Genomic DNA, 26,449 nt, shown 5'->3' on the forward strand with positions numbered 1-26,449 from the left:
ATGGCAAAGAACAAGGAAGAGACTCCTGTGTCAGAACACGAGCCACAGAGCACGACGGTAGTGCTCGAACATGGGTTCGAGAACCCGGGCATCGAGCCCCACTCACCAGAGCGCGTCACTGACCGCGACCCGAAGGCCGCCAAGCGCGCCGAGCGTCAGGTCACCGCGTGGTTCATCGCCTCGGCGGTGGCGAGCGTCATCGCGATCATCGTCTACATCGCCGTGCCGATCAAGGCCGACGACATGTCGACGGTCCATCCGAACAACCTGTGGCTCGGTCTGTCGATCGGCTTCGCGTTCCTGGCGATCGGCATCGGTGCCGTGCACTTCGCGAAGCAGCTCATGCCGGCGCACGAGATGGAAGAGGAGCGGCACACGCTTCGCTCCTCGGACGAGACTCGTGCTGAAGCCATCGAGATTCTGCAGACGGCAGACAAAGAGAGCGGAATCAGCCGTCGTACGGTGCTTCGTCGCTCACTGATCGGTGCGGCGGTCGTCGCTCCCCTGCCGGGCATCGTCATGCTGCGTGACCTCGCTCCGGTCAGCCAGGGGTTGGTCAATCCGGCTGAGAAACTGCGCCACACCATCTGGGGCGATCAGGACAGCCTGAAGCTCGTTCGGGATCCGAACGGTCGCCCGATCAAGGCCTCAGATGTTCAGCTCGGCTCGGCCTTCCACGTGATCCCCGAGAACCTGCTCGAAATCGAGAATCATTCGCAGCGCATCATCGAAAAGGCCAAGGCGGCCGTGCTGCTCGTCCGTCTGCCCGAGAACGAGATCAAGTCGGGCGCCGAAGACGGATATCACGGCATCCTCGCATACTCAAAGATCTGCACGCACGTGGGATGCCCTGTCGCTCTGGTTGAGCAGCACACGCATCATCTGCTCTGCCCGTGCCACCAGTCGACGTTCGACATCGCAGACGGCGCCAAGGTCGTCTTCGGCCCGGCGAACCGTCCGCTGCCCCAGCTGCCTATCACGGTTGACAGCGAAGGCTATCTGGTGTCGAAGGGTGACTTCCGCGCACCAGTCGGACCGAGCTTCTGGGAGATTGAAAAGTGACCACGACAGTGACGACAAAACCCACGACCAAGGCGGGTCGTGCCGCTGACTATCTCGACGAACGCCTCGGCGTCGCAGGGGTCGTCAAAGAGTTCGGGCGCAAGATCTTTCCCGACCACTGGTCGTTCATGCTCGGCGAGGTGGCGCTGTACAGCTTCGTCGCACTGCTGATCTCCGGAACCTTTCTGACTCTGTTCTTCCAGGCGTCAATGGTCGAGACCACGTACGACGGCTCCTACATCCCGCTCAAGGGCATCCACATGTCGGCGGCTTATGCCTCGACTCTGGATCTCTCGTTCGACATCCGCGGCGGGCTGCTCATGCGTCAGCTGCACCACTGGTCGGCACTGATGTTCGTCGCGGCAGCGACACTGCACATGGCTCGCATCTTCTTCACGGGTGCGTTCCGCAAGCCGCGTGAACTGAACTGGATCGTCGGTGTGCTGCTCTGGGTGCTCGGCATGGGAGCCGGGTTCACGGGCTACTCACTTCCTGACGATCTGCTTTCGGGCAACGGTCTGCGCATCATCGACGGTCTGATGAAGGGGCTCCCCCTCATCGGCACCTGGCTCTCGTTCCTGTTCTTCGGCAACGAGTTCCCCGGCACCGACCTGATCAACCGTCTGTACATGCTGCACATCATGTTGATCCCTGCACTGATCATCCTGTTGATCGCCGTGCATCTGCTGATGGTGGTTCTGCACAAGCACACGCACTACCCGAACCCCGGTGCCCGTGAGACGAACGTCGTCGGCTACCCGGTGCTCCCCGTGTACGCAGCCAAGGCCGGCGGCTTCTTCTTCATCGTCTACGGTCTGCTCACGGTGATTGCTGCTACGTTCACGATCAACCCGATCTGGAACTACGGGCCGTACGACCCGTCGCCGGTCTCGGCAGGTACGCAGCCCGACTGGTACATCGGCTGGGCAGACGGCGCGCTGCGACTGATCCCGCCGCACTGGGAATCGGTGATCTTCGGCTTCACGTTCTCGTGGAACATCATGGCTCCTGTGGTGCTGCTCGGCGGCTTCATCGCCGTGCTGGTGGCCTACCCCTTCGTCGAGAAGTGGATCACCGGAGACGACCGCAACCACAACGTTCTGGATCGCCCGCGCAACGCGCCGACCCGCACGGCGATCGGCGCTGCAGGCATCGCCTTCTACGCCACCATGTGGGCGGCGGCTTCGTCTGACGTGATGAGCGTGTTCTTCCACTGGAATGTGTTCCTGGTCACTCACGTGCTGCAGGCATCGCTGATCCTTGGGCCGATCATCGCCTTCATCATCACTCGCCGCGTTGCCTTCGCACTGCAGCGAAAGGACCGCGATCTGGTTCTGCACGGTGTCGAGACCGGTCATGTCATCCGGTATCCTCACGGGGAGTTCCAGGAGCTGCACCGTCCGCTCGACGAGTACGAGCGCTGGCGTCTCGTCTCGTTCGAAGAGAACGTTCCGGTGCCGGTTCGCCCTCGCTCCGACGGCAAGATCTACAACAAGGATCGTCGTCGTTCATGGTTCAGCCGCTTCTTCTTCGAGAGCCGGGTCAAGCCGGTCACTCCAGAAGAGCTTGCTGCGGCACAGCACGAGCACCACTGATGCTCTGCACTCGTGTTCGGCGCACCTTCCCGGTCTGCTGAACAGTCGAAAAGGGCCTCGCCATTGTGGCGAGGCCCTTTTCGCGTCTCCATGGGCGTAGGTGGTACGGGCGGGCAGTATCCGTCCCTCTGCGCCGTCAGCCGCCGACTCCCCCGCCAGAGGTCTGCAGACGAGCACACCGAGTCTCTTCCCACAACTGACCATACCTGTTCAGACCTGTGCAATACTGTCTTCTATGACAGACACAACCAACCGTGACGTGCCGCCGTCGGCGGCCTCCGCAGCAGCTTCGACGCTGACCCAGCGTCTGGACAGACTCGCCTTCACTCGGGCTCATGCCCACTTGGTCACCTCTTCGGGGATCGGCTGGGCGCTCGATGCACTCGACGTGGCGCTCATCTCGTACGTGATCGTGGTGTTGAAGAGCGAATGGAGCCTCTCTTCGACCGAGCAGAGCTGGATCGTCTCGCTCGGGTTCATCGGCATGGCACTGGGAGCGATGCTGGGTGGCAGGCTCGCCGATCGTTTCGGGCGGCGCACGGTGTTCGCGCTGACTCTGCTGATCTTCGGCCTTGGCGCAGCGCTGAGCGCGTTCGCACCGGTGCTCGCGTTCTTCCTCGTCATGCGCTTCATAGTGGGGCTGGGGCTCGGCGCTGAGCTGCCTGTCGCCAGCACATACGTGAGCGAGTTCGCACCCCCGAGCATCCGCGGTCGCATCATCGTCGTGCTTGAGGCCTTCTGGGCCATCGGCTGGCTGCTTGCAGCGCTGCTCGGCTACCTGCTGGTGCCACACGGCGATTGGGGCTGGCGCATCGCCATGCTGATCGGGGCGGTGCCGGCGCTCTACGCGGCGTTCGTCCGGTTCGGGCTGCCGGAGTCGATCCGCTTTCTCGAGGCGCGCGGCCGCCATGATGAGGCCGAGCAGATCGTGCGCCGCTTCGAGAAGTCGCCAGTGATCTTCCGGGTGCAGGCCGCGGGTGCGGCGGCCACACGCCCCTCGACCTTCGCTGAAGGCGCAGACTCAGCCGAGAGCAGAACTGCGACCAGTGGCTTCGGCGGGCTCTGGCGGCCTGGGCAGGTTCGCAACACCGTCGCGCTGAGTCTGGTCTGGTTCCTGGTGAACTTCTCCTACTACGGGGCCTTCATCTGGATTCCCTCGATTCTCGCAGCACAGGGACACGATCTGGTGAAGAGCTTCGGGTACACCTTGATCATCACGTTGGCGCAGCTGCCCGGTTATGCGGTCGCCGCATGGCTGATCGAGCATTGGGGGCGTCGCTGGACGCTGGCGTCGTTCCTGATCGGCTCAGCCGTCTCGGCAGTGTTCTTCGGCACAGCCGGGTCGGTGACGGCGATTCTGGTCAGCGGATGTCTGCTGAGCTTCTTCAATCTGGGCGCATGGGGCGCGCTCTACGCCATCTCCCCCGAAGTCTTCCCGACCGCGCTGCGTGGCACCGGCACGGGGTGGTCGGCGGGATTCGGTCGTGTGGCGTCCATCATCGCTCCGCTGTTAGTGCCCGTCGTGCTCGCTGCGGCCTGGGGCGGCACTGGAGTGCTCTTCAGCATCTTCGGTGTGGCCTTCGTGCTGGCGGCGCTGTCGGCCCTGCTGCTCGACGAGCATATGGGCCAGGTGCTCACCGACTGACGCTTCGCAGGGAGCTCATACGCCGGCCGGAACGTGCTGGGCCCAATGCACCGATGGCGTCCTGAGCTATCACCGTTGAGGCATGTCAGCGGGGTCATCTAATCTATAGACGTGGTCGACAGCAGCGATGCAAGTGCTCACACGAGGGGTTCCTGCCGTGGAGGGGGCGGCGGGAGCCCCTCATCTGCGCCTGTGACGCCTTGTGGGCAAGCACTCAGCGTCAGAGTCATTCGTGCGGTTGATCGAGCCGAACCAGCACTGCCGGTGGTTACACGTGCGGGGTGATCGCATATGCCATGAGGCGTACGCTTCAGGCGCAGGCTGAGCACAATGGATCCTCAGGTCACAAGCCGGCTCTGCGTCCAGCACACGATCTCGTCAACGTGCACTGCCGATATTTCGATCCTGTTCAGCTCCTTCCACCATGAGAGTCACTTCCTCGAGCGAGAGGAACTTCCCGTCAGAGTCCAGCTGTGCGAACACGTATACCTCTTGTTCGACTGTGGTCCGGTCTCGTTTTGTCACCACGACGCGGTGTCTCTCTGCATAGTGGCTACCATCGGTGAGTTCATCCAGCACTTTGACCTCGGCGGCACTGGTGATGGCGCGAAGGTGTGCGATGTGCTCAGCGAACTGTTCACGCGTGCTCCAGTCGCCGTTGGTGCGCTGGCGGTAGTCGGCATTGAAGTGACGGTCCAACAGCTCCTCGAGAGCTGTTTGGTGGTCGTTGAGGAGGTCGGACAGCGCGAGCGCAAGTGTGGTCATTCGGGTTCTCGATTCACAATAGGCAATGGGGGTTACAGCCTCAGTGATAGCACACACTGCGATCCTGACCACGCGCACCCCTTGAAGACGTGTCTCGTGTCTCAGAGCTGCTTCGTGCGGTCGTTCGGCCGCACTGCCTCCCCCGCCGAGAGTCCTCACCAGCCGACAGTCCTCCCCCGCCAGACAGCCCTGTACCACCAGACAGCCCTGTACCACCAGACAGCCCGACCGGCGCAATGCCAGGTCAAATGAAAAAAGGCCCGGAACCCCGCGTCCTCCGCGTGATTCCGGGCCTATCCCGTGGTGGGCGATAGCAGACTTGAACTGCTGACCTCTTCCGTGTCAGGGAAGCGCGCTACCAGACTGCGCCAATCGCCCGTACTCGAACCGTCGAGTGCGTATGCCGACTTGCGTCGACTCCGGCCGAAGCCGGTTGGAGGTGGAGACGGGAGTCGAACCCGCGTATACGGCTTTGCAGGCCGCTGCCTCGCCACTCGGCCACTCCACCATGCCAGACCGCACAGGTTCTCAATGAAGCAGTACCTGTGAAGCGGCCCCTGTGAAGCGGAGCCTGTGGCAGGTCTTTCACAAGTGAAAGAACCCTCCGAGCGGATGACGAGATTCGAACTCGCGACCCCCACCATGGCAAGGTGGTGCTCTACCAACTGAGCCACATCCGCATATTGATCAGCTTGAAGCTTCTCAACGTTGTCCCCGTGTTCCGGCGACTTGAATAATGTACCGTAACTCTGCCCGAATGCAAAATCGAGGTGAATCGAACCTGGCAACGCGGGCGTGTCGCACGTCTGCTGCCTGACTCTCAGCCTCCACCCAGGTCGCACCAGGGCCAAGAACGGCGCTTCAGGCATCAGGCAGGCGACTGCGGACCAGGTGCCCTCAAGTCAGATTCCTGTCGATCACTGCAGCCCGTGCCACGGCACACAGGGTCGTTGCTGGGGCGCATACGTGAAGAGGGTACGGAGCCTGTGACGGCTGCCGCACCCTCTTCACGTATGAAGCGCTGCTTCGGTCATTCGGGCCGCTCAGGTGCGGCCTTCAGTACGGAACCTCAGTTCTGCAGAGCGTATCCCGACTCGCCATGCACGCGCAGGTCGATGCCGGCCACTTCGTCTTCGTTCTTGACGCGGAAGCCGATGGTCTTGTCGATGACCTTGCCGATGATGAAGGCGACGATGAACGAGTAGATCGCCACTGGCACCGAACCGACGATCTGAGCGCCGAGCTGTCCCCAGCCGTAGCCGTAGAAGAGTCCCGAGTCGTTGGCGAAGAAGCCCAGGTACACACAGCCGATGAGTCCGCCGACGAGGTGCACGCCGACCACGTCGAGCGAGTCGTCGTAGCCGAGCACCCATTTCGCGTTGACGGCGAGTGCGCAGACGCCGCCGACGATGAGGCCCAACAGGATGGCCGCACCAGGAGTGAGCTGATCGCACGCCGGGGTGATGCCGACCAGACCCGCCACGGCACCCGTGCCGGCACCGACCGCGGTCGCCTTGCCCGTCTTCAGCTTCTCGACGACGAGCCAGGCCAGAATCGCAGCTGCAGGCGTCACCATGGTGTTCAGGTAGATGAGACCGGCGGTCGCGTCATCTGTCGCTGCGCCTCCGTTGAAGCCGAACCAGCCGAACCACAGCACTGATGCACCGATCAGAACCAGCGGCACGTTGTGCGGCTTCGCGATGCCCTTGTCGAAGCCGATGCGGCGGCCGAGAACGATGGCGAGGGCCAGAGCCGCGGCACCGGAGTTGATGTGCACGACCGTGCCGCCGGCGAAGTCGAGCACGCCGTCGACGCCGAACCACTCAGGCACCACGGTGCCGATCCAGCCGCCGCCCCAGACCCAGGCCGCGACCGGAAAGTACGAGAGAGTCGCCCAGAGTGCGGCGAAGATCATCCACGAGCCGAATTTCGCGCGATCGGCGATGGCTCCTGAGATCAGTGCCACGGTGATGATGGCGAAGGTCGATCCGTAGACGGTCGAGACGAGATCCTCGCCGCTGACTCCGCTGAGCCCGAAGGCCGAGAACGGGTTGCCGGCGAACGACCACGGGCTGGCGTCTTCGGCGATGCTTGTCATGTTCGCCCCGTAGAGCACCCAGAGCAGCCCGATGAGTCCCATGGACCCGAAGCTGAGCATGAGCATGCTGACGACGGACTTCGCCCGTACAAGGCCGCCATAGAAGAAGGCGACGCCGGGCGTCATGAACAACACCAGCGCGGTCGACACCAGCAACCATATGGTGCCGGTCGTGACTGTCTCTGTCATGGTGAAACCTCTCTCGAACTGATCATGGGATCGCGACCGCGCATCATAATGCGACGACTTTCACGAACTGAGTTCAGTCTCGGGTGCAGAGATTTCGCATGATATGCGCAAGGGTTACGGCGCTGTTACGCGTCGGAGGCCGCTGTTACGGCAGTGTTTCGAGAAGAGTCAGGCCTTGGCCACGTCGTAGGTCTCGTGAGCGAGTGTGGTGAGCGCGTCGAGTCGCGAGACGCAGCGCAGGTACTTCTTGCGGTATCCGCCGTCGATCATCTCCTGGCTGAAGACCTCGGTCAGCGGCAGGCCTGCTGCCACGATCGGCTTCTGTGCGTCGTACAGACGGTCGATCAGCGCCACGAGACGCAGCGCGTCGTCCTGTCTCGTGAGGCGTCCGACTCCCGACCAGACGAATGCGTCGGCAGAGCGCGCAAGGGCGAAGTACTGCACTGGATGCAGCGTCGAGATGTGATCGATGACGTCGGCGAAGGCATCCTGCGACACGCGCAGGTCGTCGGACTGATGCTGGGCGACGAGCTGATCGATCTGTGCGGGTTCCCACGGGATGGCCTCGCTGTTCACGTCGCGCCGTCGGTAGTCCTGACCGTCGATGCGCAGCGCCTGGAAGATCGAGGCGAGCGACTGTATCTCGCGCATGAAGTCTGAGGCGGCGAATCTGCCCTCGCCGAGGGCGTTCGGCGGCGTGTTCGATGTGGCCACGATCGAGGTGCCGGTCGCCGCGAGCTCTTTCAGCAGCCGGGTCATGATCATCGTGTCGCCGGGGTCGTCGAGTTCGAACTCGTCGATGCACAGCAGAGAGTAGCCGCGTAGCTTGGCGACGGCGTTCTCGAATCCGAGTGCGCCGACCAGCGACGTGTACTCCAAGAAGGTGCCATAGGCCTTGGGCTGGGGAGCGGTGTTCCACAGTGCTGCCAGCAGGTGGGACTTGCCGACGCCGAAGCCGCCGTCGAGATAGATGCCGCTGGCCTGCTTCGCCGCCTTCTTGCTCCTGCCGAAGAGGCTGCGGCGCTTCACCGCACCCCAACGATCGGAGAACGCGCGAAGGGCCTCGACGGCCTCCAGCTGCGACGGATAGTCGGCACTGGGCTGGTAGCTCTCGAACGACGCGGTCTGGAAGAGCGGTGGCGGCACGAGGTTCGCGACGAGCTCGTCGGGATCGAGATTCGGGTGCACATCGACGATATGCGAGATCATGCGTTCCTCTCTGGCGGCGGCAGTGCACGCGTGTGTGGCGGTGGCCGAATCGCGGCGACCCGGGTCAATTCCGAGTGAGCGTCGTGATGCGGATGCGCGTGCATGAGATCCAGCGCGGCACCCTGTTCACTGTAGCGGGTTCGTGGGGCGGCTCGTGCAGACATGAGCGACGACGGTGTGCACTTGCCGCCACATGACCTGCTGTTGCGGAACGCTGCCGCAGGCGAGTCGGGTGCAGTATCGTGATCGACATCACCGAGACTCGAACGAGTCGAGGCAACGAAGGAGAACATCATGACTGTCGCCGTCGACTCGTCAGATCCGAAGACCGCAGGCTACGCGCATCCTGAGCGCCTGGTCACCACCGAGTGGCTCGCCGAACATCTGGGCGAACCGGGACTCGTCGTCGTCGAGAGCGACGAAGACGTGCTGCTCTACGAGACCGGGCACATCCCCGGTGCGGTCAAGATCGACTGGCACACCGATCTCAACGACCCGGTCGTGCGCGACTACGTCGACGGCGAGGGCTTCGCGAAGCTGCTCAGCGAGAAGGGCATCGACCGCGATGACACGGTCGTGATCTACGGTGACAAGAACAACTGGTGGGCGGCCTATGCACTCTGGGTGTTCACGCTCTTCGGCCACGAAGATGTGCGTCTGCTCAACGGCAGCCGCTCGAAATGGATCGCCGAGGGACGCGATCTGACTCGCGAGGTTCGCCCGCGCACCCCGACCGCCTATCCGGTGGTCCCACGGGAAGATGCGCCAATCCGTGCGTATCGTGACGACGTGCTTGCCGCGATCGGCGTCGAGCACCTGATCGACGTGCGCTCGACACCCGAATACCTCGGTGAGCGCACCACAGCTCCGGACTACCCCGAAGAAGGGGCGCTTCGGGCCGGCCACATTCCCACCGCGCAGAGCGTGCCCTGGGCGAAGGCCGTCGACGATGACGGCACCTTCAAGACTGCCGACGAGCTGCGTGCAATCTACGAGACGGGTGGCGCCGGTCTGCACGAGGGCGATGACGTGATCGTGTACTGCCGCATCGGCGAACGGTCGAGCCACACCTGGTTCGTGCTGAAGTATCTGCTCGGCTTCGAGAACGTGCGCAACTACGACGGCTCGTGGACTGAATGGGGCTCAGCGGTGCGCGTGCCGGTGGTGACCGGAGCAGAACCCGGCACCGCTCCCGTCAGCCGCTGAACCGTCTGCAGAGCAGAGAGTCGGTCATGGGCTGCGGCAGATCCTCCGGCCCGGGGCACGACGCCCGCCGCAGCGTAGACTCGTCGTCCATGAGCACCTCCGACTCCCCCTCGTCACACCTGTTTGACGCACCCCATGAGCGCGATGCGCAGCATCTGCCGCCCCGGCTCATCGAGACGGCCGAGGATTTCAACGCCCTCGGTGAGCGAGACCGGCTGCAGCTGCTGCTGGAGTTTGCCGACGAGCTGCCCGAGCTGCCCGAACGCTACCGCGACGATCCTGATCTGCTTGAGCCCGTGCCCGAGTGCCAGTCTCCCGTCTTTCTGAAGGTCGACGTCGACGGAGACACGGTGCACCCACACGTCACGGCTCCACGCGAGGCACCGACCACCCGCGGATTCGCCTCGATTCTGGTCCAGGGCCTCGACGGTGAGAGCGTGCAGCAGGTACTCGACGTACCCAGCGACTACCCGTTCGAACTCGGTCTCGCTCGAGCGGTGTCACCGCTGCGTCTGCGCGGCATGACCGGAATCCTTGAGCGCATCAAGGCCCAGGTTCGGCGCCGGATCGCTGAGCGAGACGCCTGACGACGCTCAGCGGCGCCGGGCACGCGGCGTGCCAGCCGCGGTCGGGGCCAGACGCTCGGTCAGCCAGTCCGTCACGCTGGTCTCCCACAGTTCGCGATCGTGGTTCCACAGTTTGCAGTGTCGAGCCGTCTTGAACGGCACGAAGGTCACCAGATCTGGGCGTGCTGCGGCCAGCTCCCGTGACGGGCCGCTCGGCACGAACCCGTCGTCGTCGCTGTGCATGAGCAGCACCGGTTTGCGCAGCTCTCCCGCCCGTGCGACCCAGTTCAGCGCGTCGAGGTCGATGGGGCTCTGCAGCCCTGTCGCAGGCGTGGCCCAGCGTCGGCCCAAAAGGGTCAGTGCGAACTCGCGCACCGGGGCCGGCACGCTGGACGCATCCGCCTGATATGCCAGGGCGTCGCCCCAGTCGACGACCGGTGAGTCGAGGAGCACTCCCCCGATGCGTCGGGCGTGCCGCGTTCTGGCCAGAGTCTGGAGCACGATGGCTCCTCCCATCGACCAGCCGAAGAGAAAGACCTTCTTCGCACCGTGCGAGAGCGCATAGTCGATCGCCGCCTCGACGTCCTCCCACTCAGTCTCGCCGAGGGCATAGCGGTTGTCTGCGCTGGGCGTCGCCTCGCCGTCGTTGCGATAGCTCACGACCAGCGACGTCAGGCCGAGCTGCTGCACCGCGCCGAGACCGCGGACGACCTCTGGTCGAGCCGAGGCACGCCCGTGCACGTGGATGACCCATGTCTGTGATCGGTCGGCACCGGATTCGGCGGTCTCCGTCGGCGGTTCGCTCGCTTCGGCCGGATGTGCCGATGCAGCCTCGTCGACGTCGTCAGGCCGGTCGACGGCGTAGACCGGGCGGCCGCTGGGCTCATGCGAGACCAGCCAGGCGGGGTTCGGGCCGAGTGGGCCGTCGATGAGCACGTTCTGGGCATCGAAACCGGCCGACTCCGGCGTCAGCCAGACCCACCCGTTGACACGTCCGCGACGCACGCGACCGTCGAGCACACCGAAGTCGACGCGCAGCACGCGCCGCGTGATGCTGTCCCACGTCTGATCGACGATCTCGCCGATGACGGCATGCCCGCGACCTTCGTCGAACCAGAAGCTGTACTCGCCCGGCACGCCGGCCAGCCTGGAGTCCCGAGTCGACTTGAGGGTGATCAAGAGACCGTCCGCATCCGACCAGACCGCTTGGACGCTGACGTCTTCGGTGCGACGCCTCGGCGGCATCACCACTTCGCGGGCGACATGCGCGCTCGCGGCGGCTCCGGCAGCCATCACGGCTGCCGCCGCACCGGTCACACCGGCCACCACACCCAGCAGCGAGAGCCCCCTGCCGGAGCGCTGCGGGGCCTCTGAACGGTTGTCTCTGTGCTCGGGCATGTGATCCTCTCCAGCGCGGCGAGTCTGACGCCAGTCTGCCTTCGGTCATTTTAGTCTGCTTGCGTGACCGAAGTGCGCAGAGACGATGAGATGAGCCCGGAGTTCGCAAACCTCCTGCGCGAGCTCTCGGCTGTGCGCCACCGCTCTGACATCGTGCTCGAACGCATCGACGCTCCGTCGCACATCGCACCCGAGGCCGTCGCCTTCGCCGTCGAGGTCGACGCCAAGTCGACCTTCGTGCACTCGCGCGCCAGCGCACGCTTCGTGCTGCTGCACAACCCAGAGCCGCCAGAGGGCTGGGGGTCGACACTGCGCGTGATCTCCTATCTCAAGGCGCCGCTCGAGGCCGATCTCGGCCTCGATCCGTTCGTTGCGGGCGTGGTCTGGTCCTGGCTCGAAGACGGACTCCATCAGCAGCAGGCGCGCTATCACAGCATCTCGGGCACGGTTACCAAGACGATCAACTCCGGTTTCGGCGCGCTGAGCACCGAGACCGACGGAACAGAGATCGAACTGCGGGCCTCATGGTCGGCTGAGGTCGATCAGCCGGTGACTCCCCACCTGCTCGCCTGGATCGATCTGATCAGCGAAGCGGCGAGCCTGCCTCCGGTGCCGGGCGAGATCTCGGTGCTTCTTCCCACTCTCACTGACACGCACTCGTAGGCGAAAGGCTTTTCCACACTGTGAACGTCGAAGACCATCCCTCACATCTCGTCGTGCAGCCGGCAGACGGCATTCCACCGGTTGTGGCGACGCCCAGAGGGCTTGAGCAGGCGATGCGCCGACTCGAGGGAGCTGACGGTCCGCTTGCACTCGACACCGAACGCGCGAGCGGCTTCCGCTATCACGACAACGCCTATCTGGTGCAGATGCGTCGCGGCGACGAGCCCGCGGTGCTGCTCGACCCGGTCGCCTTCGACGGCGAGGCCATGGCCGAGCTGCAGAGCGTCATCGGGCGACAGGAGTGGGTGCTGCACGCGGCGACCCAAGACCTGCCTTCGCTGCATGAGCTCGGGCTCTCTCCCGCCGCGCTCTTCGACACCGAGCTGGGTGCGAGACTGCTGAATCTGCCGCATGTCGGACTCGGCGGTCTGCTCGACGACCTCTTCGGCATCCATCTGAAGAAGGAGCACTCGGCAGCCGACTGGTCACGACGCCCACTGCCTGAGGAATGGCTCGCCTACGCCGCTCTCGACGTCGAGTATCTCGTCGAGCTGAGAGACGAGGTCGAACGTCTTCTGACCGATCAGGGCAAGCTCGAGATCGCTCAGCAGGAATTCGCCGCCGAGATGGACTTCGAACCGCGGCAGAAGCCGGGCGAGCCCTGGCGTCGCACCAGCGGGATCACAGCTGCGCGCACGCCGCGGCAGCTGCGCATCGTGCGCGAGCTCTGGAACGAACGCGATGCGCTGGCTCGGCAGCGCGATCTCTCGCCGCACCGGCTCATCCCCGATCGCGCCATCATGGCCGCGGCGACCAACGCAGTGCGCAACGAGCATGAGCTGCTGGCTCTGCGCGAGTTCAACGGGCGCGGCGCCCATTCCGAGCTGAGACACTGGTGGGCGGCCGTGCAGCGCGCGCGAGCCAGCCAAGAGCCCATCAGCGTGCGCGTGCCGCATGAGGGCGTGCCCCATCATCGCTCCTGGGGTCGGCAGCACCCGGAGGCCGATCAGCGTCTGCGCACAGCCAGGTCGGCCCTGATCGAGATCGCCCAGGCTCACGATCTGCCGGTCGAGAACCTGCTGCAGCCCCGAGTGCTTCGTGAACTCGCTTGGGAGACCTCGGAGCCGATCGACGCTGCCGAAGTCGCCGCACGGCTTGCAGAACTCGGTGCCCGGCCCTGGCAGACCGAGCTCACCGCGGCACCGATCGCAGAGGCTTTCCGCGAGGCCGCCTCAGCGTAGCCGCGACATCGCCTCAGTCGGGCTCAGAGCCCGTCGGAGGCCGCACGGTGATCGGTGACGTCGAAGTCGGTGGCATCTGGAAAGCCGTCATGGCGGGCTCCGCGAGCGTTGGGCACACGCGTGCCGAGCACCATCTGGATGACCTGCTCGGTGATAGCCGCCGCGTCGAGCCCCGAGTCGTGCAGCAGCTGGTCGCGGGTCGCGTGCGGGAAGAACTCATCAGGCAGGCCGAACTCAGTGAGTCCCGTGTCGATGCCGGCATCACGCATGTCCTGACGGATGCGGGTGCCGATGCCTCCGGTGCGCAGGCCGTCTTCGATGGTGACGACCAGTCGGTGTCTGGCCGCCCGCGTGAGCACCGTGTGCGGCACCGGCACGACCCACCGAGGATCGATCACGGTCGTGCCGATGCCCTGTTCGTGCAGCCGACGCGCGACGTCGAGGGCGACGGGTGCCATCGCGCCGATCGAGACGATGAGCACATCGCGGCTCGTCGATCGAAAGAGCACGTCGACGCCGTCTGTCGAGCGGCTGAGAGCGGGCAGCGGTTCGTTCACAGTGCCCTTCGGGTATCGCAGCACAGTCGGAGCGTCTGAGACGTCGAGGGCCTCTCCGAGCTCTTCGCGCAGCGTCGCGGCGTCGCGAGGCGCGGCGATGCGGATGCCGGGCACCAGCTGCAGCGTCGAGAGATCCCACTGCCCGTTGTGGCTGGCGCCGTCGGGGCCGGTCACGCCTGCCCGGTCGAGGACGAAGGTGACGCCGGCGCGGTGCAGTGCGACGTCCATGAGCACCTGATCGAAGGCGCGATTGAGGAAGGTCGCGTAGAGCGCGACGACCGGGTGCGCGCCGCCGAACGCCAGGCCGGCGGCTGAGGCCACCGCGTGCTCTTCGGCGATGCCCACGTCGATGACCCGATCGGGGAAGGCCTGCGACATCGCGTCGAGACCGACCGGCAGCCGCATCGCTGCGGTGATGCCCACGACCTCGGGACGTCGGCGCGCCTGCTCGAGCATCTCGTCCGAGAAGACGGCCGTCCAGGTGATCGACTTCACCGTCGAGATCGGCTGACCGGTGTCGGGGTCGATGCGACCGACCGCATGGAACTGGTCGGCCTTGTCAGCGCGTGCAGGCTCGTAGCCGTGCCCCTTCTGTGTGACCGCATGCACGATCACCGGGTGGCCGAAGCGCTTCGCCTGACGCAGGGCGACCTCCATCGCCTCGATGTCGTGACCGTCGACCGGGCCGATGTACTTGATGTCCAGGTTCGAGAAGAGGGCGTAGTCCTCGCCGCTCTGCGCCCGCAACAGGCCGTAGAGACCGCCGCGCACGCTGTTGAAGAGAAAACGGCCGGGGCGTCCGAGGCGATAGAAGAACCGACGGCTGGCCTTGTAGGCGCGGTCGTAGCCGCCATGTGTGCGCAGCTCGTTCATGTAGCGAGCCATGCCGCCGATCGTCGGAGCATACGAACGTCCGTTGTCGTTGACCACGATCACCAGATGGCGGTCGTTCTGATCTGAGATGTTGTTGATGGCCTCCCAGACCATGCCGCCGGTCAGAGCGCCGTCGCCGATCACTGCCACCACGGTGCGATCCGTCTCGCCGCGCAGCGTGAGCGCGCGTGAGATGCCGTCTGCCCATGACAGCGATGACGAAGCGTGCGAGCTCTCCACGATGTCGTGCGGGCTCTCGGAACGCTGCGGGTAGCCCGCGAGACCGCCCCGTTGGCGAAGATGGGCGAAGTCGTGGCGACCGGTGAGGAGTTTGTGCACATACGACTGATGCCCGGTGTCGAAGACGATGGGATCATGCGGCGAGTCGAAGACCCGGTGCAGCGCGATGGTGATCTCGACGACGCCGAGGTTCGGCCCGAGATGGCCTCCGGTGCGTGCGACGGAAGTGATCAGAAACGCACGGATCTCGTCGGCGAGATCGCGCAGCTGTGCGGCCGACAGCCGGTCGAGGTCGCTCGGCCCGTGGATGCCGGCGAGCAGACCGGCGGAGGCGTCCGGCCCCGCCTCGTGAGCCGGGGTCGAGGATGATCGTTCGATGTCGCTGTGCTCTGCCATGCCGATGGTGACCTCTCAGTGCTTTGACTCATGCTACGTGCTGCGACTGTGCGAAAGGGCTCGCGCCACTCGGTTGGAGTGGCGCGAGCCCTTTCGTCGGAATCTCCGCAGCCCTCTGTGTCACCTCGACGGTGACGTTCAGGGCCTCAGTGGCAGTTCAGGCTACGCAGCGAGCTGACGCAGCACGTACTGCAGGATGCCTCCGTTGCGGTAGTAGTTCGCCTCACCGGGGGTGTCGATGCGAACGACGGCCTCGAATGTCACCGGTTCTTTGCCCGCAGCAGAGAACTCGCTGGGAGCCGCTGTCACCGTGACCGTCGCCGGCGTCTCACCGTCGTTGAGGCGTTCGATGCCCGAGAAAGAGAAGATCTCAGTGCCGTCGATGCCGAGTGACTCGTACGACTCCCCTGCCGGGAACTGCAGCGGGATGACGCCCATGCCGATCAGGTTCGAACGGTGGATGCGTTCGAAACTCTCAGCGATGACCGCCTTGACACCCAGCAGGCGCGTGCCCTTCGCAGCCCAGTCACGGCTGGAGCCCGTGCCGTACTCCTTGCCTGCAAGCACGACCAGCGGGGTCTGGGCCTTCTGATAGTTCTCTGCGGCATCGTAGATGAACGACTGCGGGCCGCCCTCCTGTGTGAAGTCGCGAGTGTACCCACCCTCGACTCCGTCGAGCAGCAGGTTCTTGAGACGGATGTTCGCGAACGTGCCGCGGATCATCACCTCGTGGTTGCCTCGACGCGAGCCCAGCGAGTTGAAGCTGCGGCGGTCGACGCCCTTGCTCAGCAGGTACTTGCCGGCCGGGGTGTCTGCCTTGATCGAACCTGCGGGCGAGATGTGGTCGGTGGTGACCGAGTCACCGAGCTTCGCGAGCACACGAGCACCCGTGATGTCCGCCACCGGCTCCGGGTCTTTCGACATGCCGTCGAAGTACGGAGGGTTGCGCACATAGGTCGAGTCGTCGTCCCACTCGAAGAGCTTTCCTTCGGGAGTGGGCAGACCGCGCCACTTCTCGTCGCCCTCGAAGACCGAAGCGTACTTCGATGTGAACATGTCGCGGTCGATCGACGAATCGATCGTCTGCTGCACCTCTTCGGCCGTCGGCCAGATGTCTTTGAGGTACACATCGTTGCCGTCGGTGTCCTGGCCGAGCGGCTGTGTCTCGAAGTCGAAGTCCATCGTGCCGGCCAGTGCGTAGGCGATCACCAGCGGCGGGCTGGCGAGGTAGTTCATCTTGACGTCGGGGCTGATGCGGCCCTCGAAGTTGCGGTTGCCTGAGAGCACGGCGGTCACAGCCAGATCGTTCTCGTTGATCGCCTCGCTGATCGGTTCGGGCAGCGGGCCGGTGTTGCCGATGCAGACCGTGCAGCCATATCCGGTGGTGTAGAAGCCGACGCCCTCGAGGTACGGGGTGAGACCCGACTTGTCATAGTAGTCGGTGACGACCTTCGAGCCGGGGGCCAGAGAGGTCTTGACCCAGGGCTTCTGCTTGAGGCCCTTCTCCACCGCCTTCTTGGCGACCAGGCCTGCGGCGATCATGACCGAGGGGTTCGACGTGTTCGTGCACGAAGTGATGGCGGCGACCGCGACGGCGCCGTTCTTCAGATCGAAGTTCTGACCCGCGTACTCGACCGGAGCCTCGCTCGTCTCGCCAGCGTAGGTCGGCAGCGTCTTCTCGAACGACTGCTTCGACTCGCTCAGCTTGATGCGGTCCTGAGGGCGCTTCGGGCCGGCGATCGAGGGCACGACGGTCGACAGGTCGAGCTCCATGTACTCCGAGAAGTGCGGCTCGTGCTTCGGATCATGCCAGAGGCCCTGCTCTTTGGCGTAGGCCTCGACGAGGGCGACGCGCTCATCGCTGCGACCGGTCAGGCGCAGATAGTCGAGCGTCACGTCGTCGATCGGGAAGATCGCCGCAGTCGAGCCGAACTCGGGGCTCATGTTGCCGATGGTGGCGCGGTTCGCGAGCGGCACACTGGCCACTCCCTCGCCGTAGAATTCGACGAACTTGCCGACCACACCGTGTTCGCGGAGCATCTCAGTGATGGTGAGCACGACGTCGGTCGCCGTCACGCCGGCGGGGATCTCGCCGCTCAGCTTGAAGCCGACCACGCGCGGAATGAGCATGGAGACCGGCTGCCCCAGCATGGCTGCCTCGGCTTCGATGCCGCCGACGCCCCAGCCCAGCACGCCGATGCCGTTCACCATGGTGGTGTGCGAGTCGGTGCCGACGCAGGTGTCAGGGTAGGCCTGAACAGTGCCGTCTTCGAGATGCTTGTCGAAGACCACGCGGGCGAGGTACTCGATGTTCACCTGGTGGATGATGCCGGTGCCCGGCGGAACCACCTTGAAGTTGTCGAATGCCTGCTGCCCCCAGCGCAGGAACTGATAGCGTTCGCCGTTGCGCTCGTACTCGATCTCGACGTTGCGCTGTACGGCGTCTGACTGACCGAAGACGTCGACGATGACGGAGTGGTCGATCACGAGCTCTGCGGGAGCAAGCGGGTTGATCTTGGTCGGATCGCCGCCCAGGTTCTTCATGGCCTCACGCATCGTCGTCAGATCGACGATGCAGGGAACACCGGTGAAGTCCTGCATGACCACGCGAGCCGGGGTGAACTGGATCTCGGTGTCAGGCTGAGCATTGGGATCCCAGCTGCCGAGCGCCTTGATGTGTTCGGCAGTGATGTTGGCACCGTCTTCGGTGCGCAGCAGGTTTTCGAGCAACACCTTCAGGCTGTACGGCAGCACCTCATGGCCGGGGACTTTGTCCAACCGGTAAATCTCGTAGTCCTGGCCGCCGACGGTCAGTGTGTCGCGAGCACCGAAACTGTTTACGGACATGCTGCCCCTCTCATCATTGAAATTCTTCTTTAGAATGATCCGATTCACAGTGCGAATTCCAGTAAGGATGCCCTCACTTATTGTCGATGATCACTGTTGTGCGTCGGAATTCGTGTTGACAGGCGCCCATCGCCATCCGCGATCTCGTCGAGGGCGACGATGACCGGCCGCAGCAGCAGCCAGGTCAGCAGTGCTCCGACCGCGAGCAGTGGCAGCCCCATGGCGAGCTTCACGACGCCCAGCGCAACGATGTCGTCGTCGGCGCGCGACTGCAGATAGAGCGGCAGCTGAACGGCAAGACGCAGCACGGCGATGGCGGCCCAGACGCCGGTCGCCAGCGCGCCCGCTCGCAGCAGGAGCCGATTCTCGTGCGCCAGCGAAACATCCCCGCGCAGCGCACCGACGGCGAGACCGACCAGCGGCCGGCGCACCAACAGCGAGACGAGCAGGGCCAACGCGCTGACCGCATTGATGATCAGCCCGGGAAGATAGTTCTCTGAGGCGCGGCCGGTGACCAGAGCGAACACCGCCCCCAGCGCCACGCCGAAGAGACCGGAGAGCGCCGACTGCAGCGACTCGTGGCGGGCCAGGCGCCAGATCACGAAGACCGCCACCAGCACGAGGCTGGCGCCGACCGCCCAGGCCAGCTGTCGGGTGATCGTCTGAATCAGGATGAAGACGACGCCGGGCAGCACCGACTCGGCCAGGCCACGCACGCCGCCGAGCGACGCCCAAACGGTCTTCGCGTCGAGTGTGTCCTGATCGAGCAGCTCACGCATTCGCAGGCACGGAGTCTGCGGCGTTCTGCTGCGGCAGACTCAGCGGCAGCAGCTCGCGCGGTGCACGAGGTTCGGAGCCGCGGCGCACCACGATGGAGCGGAAGAGCGCGTTCACGCGTTCGGCGGTCTCTTCGTTGTCGAGACCTGTGCCGGAGACGACGCCGCGCAGGAACCAGCGCGGACCGTCGACGCCGAGAAAACGCACGACCTGAGTGCCCTCCGGCGTCTGCACCGCGGCGTGCACCTCGAGGCCGAGCTCTCCCTGGAACTCACGGTGGGCGGCCTTCTGCGCACCGAGCTGCTGGGTGATCTGCTCGCGCACTTCGTGCCACAGACCTTCGCTGCGCGGCGCGGCGAACGCCTGCACCTGCAGCTGGGTGCCCTCGTCTTCGAATGTGACGGCCACCGGTCGCTTGGAGGGCTCTTCCACCTCGACGCGGATGGTGAGTCCTGGTCTGGGCGGCAGCAGAATCGATCCGAAGTCGATCAGCGGCTGAGACGCGGTGAACTCGCCGAAGTCGAACGGACCCTGCTCGTCACGACCTTCGAGCAGCTCTTTCGGTTCGGCGAGCTCGTCAGCGTCTGACACGTCTGACGACTCGTCGGCCACATCCGCGCTCTGGTCTTCATCAGACTCACGCACGGCATCCTCTGTGTCGACTGCGTCTGCGTTCTGCTGGTCGTCGTGCCGATCGGCACGTGACTTTCTTCCGAACACGTTCGGATCCTTTCAGTTCAAATGGCCTACGAGGTGAAACGGGTGCTCAGACCCCGGTCGAGCCGAAACCCTGTGAGGCTCTCGCGCTGCCGGGCAGACGCTCGACCTCGACGAACTCCACACGCTCGAAACGCTGCACGACGAGCTGAGCGATGCGATCACCCGGTCTGACGTCGAAGTCCTGGTCTGACGTGTTGAGCAGAATGACTTTGATCTCGCCACGATAGCCCGCATCGATGGTGCCTGGTGCGTTGAGCACTGTGATTCCGCTGTGCAGGGCGAGGCCGCTGCGGGGATGCACCAGCCCGACGCAGCCCTCGGGCAGGGCGATCGACAGGCCGGTGCCGATGACTGCCCTCTGTCTGGCCGGCACGGTCGCCGATTCGTTGGCGCAGAGGTCTGCTCCTGCGTCTCCGGGACGTGCGTAAACGGGCGCGGCTGCTCCGGCGAAGAGCACCTGGACGTTAGAATTCACGGTGTCCAGCCTACATGCCCGTGTGCGTGTGGGTCAGCGTATGAAGAACCGGTGACTGATGATTTATCGAGAACGTCTGCGACCTCATGGTGGGGCCTATATCGCGCTGCTGCTGATAATCCCCGCCTTCGCGACGGTCTTCTACAAGGTGAGCCCCGTGACCGGGTTCATCGTCGGCCCGGTGCTCTTCGTGCTCTTCGCCGCCATCAGCTGGCTGGCCTCTCCCCTGATCACGCTGGCCTCCGACCGCCTGACGGTCGGTCGCGCGAGCATCCCGGTCGCGGCTCTGGGCGATCCCGTGGTCTACCGCAGAGGCGACGCAGCCCTCGAACAGATTCGCGGGCAGCTCGACATGCGCGCGTTCGTAGCCTTCAGAGGCGGGGTGGACCTCATCCGGATTCCAGTGATCGACCCCGAGGATCCGACACCGTACTGGCTGATCGGATCACGGCATGCGGATGAGCTGGCCGCCGAGATCCGACTGGCTCAGGCCGCGCAGTCCTTGCAGACCGGCCCGAGCGAGCTCTCGTGATCGAACTGCGTGCGGTGCTTCACCAGAAAGCACTCCACACACGTGAACTCGTTCTCCTGAGGAGGCAGCACGACGACGTCGAGCTCGGCGTCTGACAGATCGGGTCCGTCGGCCAGCGCGTACTCGCTGGTGTCGTTCTCGTCATCGGCAGTCGTCTTCGGCTTCGACGGGATGCTCTGCTTCAGCGCGTCGAGCGAGTCGGATTCGTCCTCTTGGCGCCGAGGCGCGTCGTAGTCTGTGGCCATGTCTGTGTCCGTTCTGCTTGCTGTGGCGCAGATAGCATGCATCATTGTCTGACGTTTCGCAAACCGTGCGATTCGATTTGGCTCCGGCACGACGCCGCAGAAAACACGGCAAGCCTGCAGACCTCCGGCCTGCGCAGGTGGCAAGATGTCAGGGACAGTGATGAGAGACCGCGAGGAGGCCATGGTGCGCGAGCTGAAATTCGTCGGAACCGAGGACGATCGGCTGCTGCTGGTCGATCCCCAGGGCGAGCAGTTCGCCGTGCCGGTGACGCCCGAGCTGAGACAGGCGATTCGGGTGCGACGCGCCCTTCCCTCTGCGGCGCCACGCAGCGCGCTGCCGGCGCCTCGAGATGTGCAGCAGCTGCTGCGCTCCGGGCTCACCAGTGAGCAGGTCGCCGATCACTTCGGCGTCGAGGCGGAGTACATCGCCAAGTTCGAGGCTCCTGTGATCGCCGAGCTGGAACACATGGTCGACATGGCTCAAGAGGTTCCGCTGCACTTCAACGAAGAGGGCGCAGAGACGTCGACCTTCGGCCACATCATCGCCCACCGACTGGTCAACCGCGGTGCAGAGCACACCATGTGGTCGAGCTGGCGCGAAGACGACGGCCGATGGACCGTTCAGGTCGCGTACACCGCTGACGACGCCGATCGAGCCGCACGCTGGTTCTTCGATCCTCGCCGTCGCCAGCTGACCCCGGCGAACGAAGAGGCCGACCAGCTCTCAAGCGCACAGGATCTCGAGCCGGTGAAACCGGTGCGGCTGCGCCTGGTCGATGCGGCGACGACTGTCGACACCTTTCCGCTCGAGAGCGCCGATGAGGAGGACGCCGCCGCTGCGGCGCCTGCATCGGCTCAGATCCCTGACCCGACCACGGCACGAGCTGACGGAGCTCGACTGTGGGAGAACGCCATACGCAACCGCCACGGTCAGCATGAAGATCGCTCCGAGGCAGACGACTCAGCGTCTGCGCATGACTCCACGAGCGACGCGCAGGCTCGACTCGGCCGAGAGGGACGCAGTGATCGACTTGGTCGGTCGGAGCGTGTGGCACCGACGGATCACGTCGGGCGTAATGCTGCTGACGGACTTCGCGGCGAACGCCCGAAAGTGCACAGTGAGACCGAAGACCTGCTGCAGGCGCTGCGGCGTCGCCACGACGCCGACAAGAAGCCCGAGGCCGAAGAGACGGCTGGGCTGCGTCCGTCGTCGCAGACGCGTCTGCACGTCGTTCCAGAGCAGTTGCCCGAGCCCTCCGCGTCGTCCGACGATCAGGCTGATCACACCGCTGCCGCTCCCGACGCAGGCGCCCCGCGCAAGGGCCGGCCGAGTCTGCCGAGCTGGGACGAGATCGTGTTCGGCACCAAGCCGCACGACGAGAAGTAGTCTCGGGCGCCGCAGACGCGTCGCTTCGCTCACCAGCGGATCAGAGGCACCTCGCGCTCCCACCTGCTGAAGCCGCCGTGCTGGCCGACCATGCGCCGTGACGCCTCATCGGCCGGCAGCCCACGATAGATCGCCGCGTGGTCTCCCAGCGCGATCGCTGCGACGTCTCCGAGTCGGTGCCGAGCCGTCGCATCCACCGACGGGCCGAGCAGCCCGCTGTCGCACAGTTCGGCACGCGTGCACGTGACGAACTCTCCGGTGCCGGCCACGTCGTCCAGATGGCGCTGCAGGTCGAGCGCTGCGGCGGGATGGTCCGCTTCGTCCGTCAGCACCAGCTGCACGCAGCGCGGCTCCCCTGCCGTCGCCAGAATGGATTCGGATCCCGACCATTCGGTGAGCAGCACGTGGTCGGCCCCGTCGATGTCGAGCATTCCGTGGTCGCCGGTGAGCACGGTGCTCCAGCCGCGGCGCTCGAGACGGGCGTCTGCCATCACCGCGTCGATCTGCTCGAGCATCTCTGACCAACGAGGTGACCCCCAGCCCCTGCGGTGGCCGATCTTGTCGAACTCTGGTACGTAGACCTGGACGAGCGACCGCTTCGCATGTCGGCGAATGTCGGCGAGGGCAGCGAACCGGTCTTCGAGATCGTCGGCCGCGACGTAACGCGCGCCACGCAGGGTCGCTGCGCTGAAGCCGCTGTGCTCATAGTCGGCTGGGCCGATGGCGAAGGCCTCGACGTCGACGCCGCTTGCCTGCTCGAACAGAGTCGAGTGCGGCTGCCAGCTCTCGGGAGGCATCTCAGGGCCCCAGCCGTTCAGCTGATTGCGCACGGTCCTGGCGTCGCGATCGTAGACGCTGTAGCCGACGATGCCGTGCTGCGCCGGGGCGAGGCCGGTCGCCAACGAGGTGAGCGACGCAGCTGTCGTGGTGGGCAGCCGGGCGCTGAGCGGGCGATGGGGATGCTGACGGTCGGCCTGCAGCAGGTGGCGCGCGTACCCGGAGCGGGCGTGAAGGTTGTGGCTGCCCAACCCGTCGACGAGCACGACGGCGAAGTGATCACAGGCGGGCAGGTCGAGCGTCGAGCGGGTGTGCCGACCCGAGACGGCCTCGAGGCCTTCTCGCGCCACGTCTTCGATGAACGCGGTGTTGTCGGTGGGTGCGGGTAGAATCCGATTCACCGGTACAGTCTCGCACAGCAGGCGCACGACCCCAGGCCGGTGCAGACCGAGCAGGCAGACTGGAGACCATGAGCAGCACCGCGACCGATCAGCCGAAGCAGCGCATCGAAGACATCGACGTCACGACCGAGATGCAGCGCAGCTACGTCGAGTACGCGATGTCGGTGATTCACTCGCGTGCACTGCCAGATGCTCGCGACGGGTTGAAGCCCGTGCAACGACGCATCCTCTACATGATGCGCGAGATGGGGCTCTCCCCCGACAAAGGCCATGTGAAGTCGGCTCGTGTGGTCGGTGAGGTGATGGGCAAGCTGCATCCTCACGGCGACTCTGCGATCTACGACGCGCTCGTGCGACTCTCGCGTGACTTCGCGATGGAGGTGCCGCTGGTCGACGGCCACGGCAACTTCGGCTCGTTGGACGACGGCCCTGCGGCGTCACGCTACACCGAGGCGCGCCTGACGGCCGCCGCGATGCTGATGACCGACAGTCTCGACGAGAACGTCGTCGACTTCGTACCCAACTACGACAACCAGCTGCAGCAGCCGAGTGTGCTCCCTGCGCCCTTCCCGAACCTGCTGATCAACGGCACGAGCGGCATCGCAGTCGGCATGGCGACGAATATGGCACCGCACAACCCCCGTGAGGCGATCGCGGCGGCTGTGCACCTGCTTCGGCATCCGCATGCCACCGTCGACGACCTCATGCGTCTGCTGCCCGGCCCCGATCTGCCCAGCGGCGGCAGCATCGTCGGCCTCGACGGCGTGCACGACGCATACGAACGCGGCCGCGGCATCTTCACCATGCGCGCCAAGGCGTCGATCGAGCGGGTGAGTGCGCGTCGGCAGGGCATCGTCATCACCGAGCTGCCGTACATGGTCGGCCCCGAGTCGGTCATTCAGAAGATCAAAGACGGTGTGACGGCGAAGAAGCTGCAGGGCATCTCGAACGTGCACGATCTCACCGATCGCAACAACGGCCTGCGTCTGATCATCGACGTCAAGACCGGGTTCTCTCCCGAGGCCGTGCTCTCGTCGCTCTACCGGCACACGCCGCTTGAGACGAACTTCGGCATCAACAACGTCGTGCTGATCGACGGTCGACCACGCACCGTCGGGCTCGTCGAGCTGCTCGGCGTCTACAACGCGCACCGCATCGAGGTCGTGCGACGGCGCAGCCAGCATCGTCTCGACCGGGCGCAGGAACGTCTGCATCTCGTCGAAGGCCTGCTGATCGCGATCGTCGACATCGACGAGGTCATCGCGCTGATCCGCTCCAGTGACGACACTGAGACGGCCCGATCCCGACTGATGAGCGTCTTCGACCTCAGCCAGCCTCAGGCCGATTACATTCTCGAACTGCGGCTGCGCCGCCTGACGAAGTTCAGCCAGATCGAGCTCGAGGCCGAGCGAGACGACCTGCTGCGACGCATCGAGAAGCTCAGCGAGCTGCTGGGCAGCGAACGTCGTCTGCGCGACCAAGTGGCTCGGGAACTCGACGAGGTCGCCAAGGTGCTCACCCAGCCGCGCCGCACCGTGCTGCTGACCGAAGACGCCCGCACAGTGGCTGCCGACGTGCCTCTTGAGATTCCTGACGAGCCCTGTGCGGTGCTGCTGGGCGCGAATGGCAAGCTGGTGCGCCAAGCGCTCGCAGACGAGCAAGGCGACGACGCTGCTGCCGAGACTCAGACGACGGCTGAGCCCGAGATCGTGGCCGAGCCCGCACTCCAGGTCGGAGACCAGCTCGACGGCGGCAGCCGGCGCAGATCAGACGGCCTGGCGGCACGACTTGAGACCACCACACGATCCGAGCTCGGCGTCGTCACCGACCGAGGCCGCATGCTTCGAGCGTCGGTGCTGGGCATCCCCGCCGGTGCTCCTGGCCTCGTGCAGTTCTCCGGCGGTGTGCGCCCAGAGACGCTCGTGACCCTCGAGAAGGGCGAACGCGTCGTGACGGTGGTGTCTCTCGACGATCCGCGCCCGCTGGCCGTCGGCACCGCCTCCGGTGTGGTCAAGCGTGTGCAACGAGACGTGCCTGACAAACCCGACTGGGAGGTCATCGCACTCAAGAAGGGCGACCGCATCGTCGGTGCGGCACCGGCCGCTGACGATGACGAACTCGTCTTCGTCTCGCGTCAGGCTCAGGTGCTGCACTTCGTCGCGAGCAGCGTGCGCCCTCAGGGGCGCAGTGCACAGGGAATGGCCGGCATGCGACTGGGCGCCGACGATGAGATTCTGTGGTTCGGCGTCGTTCCGAAGGCGGTGATCACTGCCGGGCAGGCCACTGTGCTGACCATCGCCAACGATTCGACCGCATTCGCCGACATCGTGCCCGGGTCGGCCAAGATCTCGCCGTTCAGCGAGTTCCCGGCCAAAGGGCGTGGTACCGGCGGGGTGCGGGCACAGCGGATGCTCAAAGGCGAAGACCAGCTCGCACGTGCCTGGGTGGGGGCCGGCGTTCCTCTGGCCTCAGGTGCGAAAGGTGCCGCCGTCGAGCTGCCCCTCACTCTCGTTCGCAGAGATGCGTCGGGCGAAGTGCTGACCGCTCCGGTGCTCACCGTCGGCGGGCACTGCTGACCGGTGCCG

Annotated in this window: 21 protein-coding genes and 3 tRNA genes; 10 read left to right on the forward strand and 14 right to left on the reverse strand. The window is 65.1% G+C overall.

Annotation, left to right across the window (positions count from 1 at the left end; all coding sequences use genetic code 11):
* The 3 genes from F8O08_RS07245 to F8O08_RS07255 all read left to right on the forward strand — a co-directional run bounded on the left by F8O08_RS07245 (position 1) and on the right by F8O08_RS07255 (position 4,302).
* The gene (locus tag F8O08_RS07245; RefSeq protein ID WP_158031472.1) at positions 1-1,062 is read left to right on the forward strand and encodes a ubiquinol-cytochrome c reductase iron-sulfur subunit; all 1,062 of its coding nucleotides are present in this window, start codon (positions 1-3) and stop codon (positions 1,060-1,062) included.
* The gene (locus F8O08_RS07250; protein ID WP_225732803.1) at positions 1,059-2,657 is read left to right on the forward strand and encodes a cytochrome b; all 1,599 of its coding nucleotides are present in this window, start codon (positions 1,059-1,061) and stop codon (positions 2,655-2,657) included. Before F8O08_RS07245 ends, F8O08_RS07250 begins: the two co-directional genes overlap by 4 nt.
* A 235-nt stretch (positions 2,658-2,892) precedes the next feature.
* Positions 2,893-4,302, forward strand: a complete 1,410-nt coding sequence (locus F8O08_RS07255) for an MFS transporter (RefSeq protein WP_158042945.1) — start codon at positions 2,893-2,895, stop codon at positions 4,300-4,302.
* 378 nt (positions 4,303-4,680) lie between these two features.
* On the opposite strand, the gene F8O08_RS07260 is transcribed toward F8O08_RS07255, so the two are convergent.
* From F8O08_RS07260 to zapE, 6 genes are all read right to left on the reverse strand, one after another.
* Complete coding sequence (locus F8O08_RS07260) at positions 4,681-5,067, reverse strand: nuclear transport factor 2 family protein (RefSeq protein ID WP_158042946.1); 387 nt, start codon at positions 5,065-5,067, stop codon at positions 4,681-4,683.
* A gap of 301 nt (positions 5,068-5,368) precedes the next feature.
* Positions 5,369-5,445 (reverse strand) — tRNA-Val (locus F8O08_RS07265).
* A gap of 56 nt (positions 5,446-5,501) precedes the next feature.
* Positions 5,502-5,575, reverse strand: a tRNA-Cys gene (locus F8O08_RS07270).
* A gap of 99 nt (positions 5,576-5,674) precedes the next feature.
* Positions 5,675-5,747, reverse strand: a tRNA-Gly gene (locus F8O08_RS07275).
* Between the two features lie 389 nt (positions 5,748-6,136).
* Entirely contained in the window at positions 6,137-7,354 is a 1,218-nt protein-coding gene (locus F8O08_RS07280; RefSeq protein WP_158031468.1) for an ammonium transporter, read from the reverse strand.
* Between the two features lie 168 nt (positions 7,355-7,522).
* Entirely contained in the window at positions 7,523-8,563 is a 1,041-nt protein-coding gene (gene zapE / locus F8O08_RS07285) for a cell division protein ZapE (RefSeq protein WP_158037993.1), read from the reverse strand.
* A 294-nt stretch (positions 8,564-8,857) separates the two neighbouring features.
* Here zapE and F8O08_RS07290 point away from each other — a divergent pair, with 294 nt between their 5' ends.
* Together F8O08_RS07290 and F8O08_RS07295 are read left to right on the forward strand one after the other, a co-directional pair.
* On the forward strand, positions 8,858-9,769 hold the full coding sequence (locus F8O08_RS07290; RefSeq protein ID WP_158037992.1) for a sulfurtransferase: 912 nt from the start codon (positions 8,858-8,860) through the stop codon (positions 9,767-9,769).
* A gap of 89 nt (positions 9,770-9,858) precedes the next feature.
* Complete coding sequence (locus F8O08_RS07295; protein WP_158042947.1) at positions 9,859-10,356, forward strand: SufE family protein; 498 nt, start codon at positions 9,859-9,861, stop codon at positions 10,354-10,356.
* Positions 10,357-10,362: 6 nt separating this feature from the next.
* Here the strand turns inward: F8O08_RS07295 and F8O08_RS07300 are convergent, their stop codons facing one another.
* The gene (locus F8O08_RS07300; protein ID WP_158037990.1) at positions 10,363-11,733 is read right to left on the reverse strand and encodes an alpha/beta hydrolase family protein; all 1,371 of its coding nucleotides are present in this window, start codon (positions 11,731-11,733) and stop codon (positions 10,363-10,365) included.
* Positions 11,734-11,796: 63 nt separating this feature from the next.
* Here F8O08_RS07300 and F8O08_RS07305 point away from each other — a divergent pair, with 63 nt between their 5' ends.
* Both F8O08_RS07305 and F8O08_RS07310 read left to right on the forward strand, forming a co-directional pair.
* Entirely contained in the window at positions 11,797-12,396 is a 600-nt protein-coding gene (locus tag F8O08_RS07305; protein WP_158037989.1) for a DUF3000 family protein, read from the forward strand.
* A 20-nt stretch (positions 12,397-12,416) separates the two neighbouring features.
* Complete coding sequence (locus F8O08_RS07310; RefSeq protein WP_225733603.1) at positions 12,417-13,637, forward strand: HRDC domain-containing protein; 1,221 nt, start codon at positions 12,417-12,419, stop codon at positions 13,635-13,637.
* 23 nt (positions 13,638-13,660) lie between these two features.
* Here the strand turns inward: F8O08_RS07310 and dxs are convergent, their stop codons facing one another.
* The 5 genes from dxs to dut form a co-directional block, all read right to left on the reverse strand.
* Positions 13,661-15,703: a 1-deoxy-D-xylulose-5-phosphate synthase gene (dxs, locus tag F8O08_RS07315; protein ID WP_158037988.1), complete on the reverse strand. Its 2,043-nt coding sequence runs from the start codon at positions 15,701-15,703 to the stop codon at positions 13,661-13,663.
* A gap of 162 nt (positions 15,704-15,865) precedes the next feature.
* Entirely contained in the window at positions 15,866-18,550 is a 2,685-nt protein-coding gene (acnA, locus tag F8O08_RS07320; RefSeq protein WP_158042948.1) for an aconitate hydratase AcnA, read from the reverse strand.
* A 77-nt stretch (positions 18,551-18,627) separates the two neighbouring features.
* Positions 18,628-19,329, reverse strand: a complete 702-nt coding sequence (locus tag F8O08_RS07325; RefSeq protein WP_158042949.1) for a DUF3159 domain-containing protein — start codon at positions 19,327-19,329, stop codon at positions 18,628-18,630.
* Positions 19,322-20,047 carry a DUF3710 domain-containing protein gene (locus F8O08_RS07330; protein WP_158037985.1) on the reverse strand — a complete coding sequence of 242 codons (726 nt, stop codon included), beginning with the start codon at positions 20,045-20,047 and terminating at the stop codon, positions 19,322-19,324. The genes F8O08_RS07325 and F8O08_RS07330 overlap by 8 nt, the downstream gene beginning before the upstream one ends.
* A gap of 46 nt (positions 20,048-20,093) precedes the next feature.
* On the reverse strand, positions 20,094-20,522 hold the full coding sequence (gene dut / locus F8O08_RS07335; RefSeq protein WP_158037984.1) for a dUTP diphosphatase: 429 nt from the start codon (positions 20,520-20,522) through the stop codon (positions 20,094-20,096).
* A gap of 58 nt (positions 20,523-20,580) precedes the next feature.
* Between dut and F8O08_RS07340 the strand changes: the two genes are divergently transcribed.
* A complete protein-coding gene (locus tag F8O08_RS07340) occupies positions 20,581-21,054 on the forward strand; it encodes a DUF3093 domain-containing protein (protein ID WP_158037983.1) in 474 nt (157 codons plus the stop codon).
* Here F8O08_RS07340 and F8O08_RS07345 read toward each other — a convergent pair.
* Positions 21,009-21,299: a DUF4193 family protein gene (locus tag F8O08_RS07345; protein WP_158031456.1), complete on the reverse strand. Its 291-nt coding sequence runs from the start codon at positions 21,297-21,299 to the stop codon at positions 21,009-21,011. The two genes, F8O08_RS07340 and F8O08_RS07345, sit on opposite strands and share 46 nt — an antisense overlap.
* A gap of 145 nt (positions 21,300-21,444) precedes the next feature.
* On the opposite strand from F8O08_RS07345, the gene sepH reads away from it, so the two are divergent.
* Positions 21,445-22,686: a septation protein SepH gene (sepH, locus tag F8O08_RS07350; RefSeq protein ID WP_158037982.1), complete on the forward strand. Its 1,242-nt coding sequence runs from the start codon at positions 21,445-21,447 to the stop codon at positions 22,684-22,686.
* Positions 22,687-22,715: 29 nt separating this feature from the next.
* Here sepH and F8O08_RS07355 read toward each other — a convergent pair whose 3' ends face one another.
* Positions 22,716-23,864, reverse strand: coding sequence for an alkaline phosphatase family protein (locus tag F8O08_RS07355; protein ID WP_192497731.1), 1,149 nt, complete (start codon positions 23,862-23,864; stop codon positions 22,716-22,718).
* 68 nt (positions 23,865-23,932) lie between these two features.
* Between F8O08_RS07355 and F8O08_RS07360 the strand changes: the two genes are divergently transcribed.
* The gene (locus tag F8O08_RS07360) at positions 23,933-26,440 is read left to right on the forward strand and encodes a DNA topoisomerase (ATP-hydrolyzing) subunit A (protein ID WP_158042951.1); all 2,508 of its coding nucleotides are present in this window, start codon (positions 23,933-23,935) and stop codon (positions 26,438-26,440) included.
* Positions 26,441-26,449: the final 9 nt, after the last annotated feature.

It is taken from the genome of Pseudoclavibacter sp. CFCC 13611 (assembly GCF_008831225.1).
Classification (GTDB): Bacteria; Actinomycetota; Actinomycetes; order Actinomycetales; family Microbacteriaceae; genus Pseudoclavibacter_A.

Bases quoted from the DNA above. Each gene is read 5' to 3' on its own strand.
- F8O08_RS07245 (WP_158031472.1), top strand. From the start codon at position 1: ATGGCAAAGAACAAGGAAGAGACTCCTGTGTCAGAACACGAGCCACAG.
- F8O08_RS07255 (WP_158042945.1), top strand. From the start codon at position 2,893: ATGACAGACACAACCAACCGTGACGTGCCGCCGTCGGCGGCCTCCGCA.
- F8O08_RS07260 (WP_158042946.1), bottom strand. From the start codon at position 5,067: ATGACCACACTTGCGCTCGCGCTGTCCGACCTCCTCAACGACCACCAA.
- F8O08_RS07280 (WP_158031468.1), bottom strand. From the start codon at position 7,354: ATGACAGAGACAGTCACGACCGGCACCATATGGTTGCTGGTGTCGACC.
- zapE (WP_158037993.1), bottom strand. From the start codon at position 8,563: ATGATCTCGCATATCGTCGATGTGCACCCGAATCTCGATCCCGACGAG.
- F8O08_RS07290 (WP_158037992.1), top strand. From the start codon at position 8,858: ATGACTGTCGCCGTCGACTCGTCAGATCCGAAGACCGCAGGCTACGCG.
- F8O08_RS07295 (WP_158042947.1), top strand. From the start codon at position 9,859: ATGAGCACCTCCGACTCCCCCTCGTCACACCTGTTTGACGCACCCCAT.
- F8O08_RS07300 (WP_158037990.1), bottom strand. From the start codon at position 11,733: ATGCCCGAGCACAGAGACAACCGTTCAGAGGCCCCGCAGCGCTCCGGC.
- dxs (WP_158037988.1), bottom strand. From the start codon at position 15,703: ATGGCAGAGCACAGCGACATCGAACGATCATCCTCGACCCCGGCTCAC.
- acnA (WP_158042948.1), bottom strand. From the start codon at position 18,550: ATGTCCGTAAACAGTTTCGGTGCTCGCGACACACTGACCGTCGGCGGC.
- F8O08_RS07325 (WP_158042949.1), bottom strand. From the start codon at position 19,329: ATGCGTGAGCTGCTCGATCAGGACACACTCGACGCGAAGACCGTTTGG.
- F8O08_RS07340 (WP_158037983.1), top strand. From the start codon at position 20,581: ATGATTTATCGAGAACGTCTGCGACCTCATGGTGGGGCCTATATCGCG.
- F8O08_RS07345 (WP_158031456.1), bottom strand. From the start codon at position 21,299: ATGGCCACAGACTACGACGCGCCTCGGCGCCAAGAGGACGAATCCGAC.
- sepH (WP_158037982.1), top strand. From the start codon at position 21,445: ATGTCAGGGACAGTGATGAGAGACCGCGAGGAGGCCATGGTGCGCGAG.
- F8O08_RS07360 (WP_158042951.1), top strand. From the start codon at position 23,933: ATGAGCAGCACCGCGACCGATCAGCCGAAGCAGCGCATCGAAGACATC.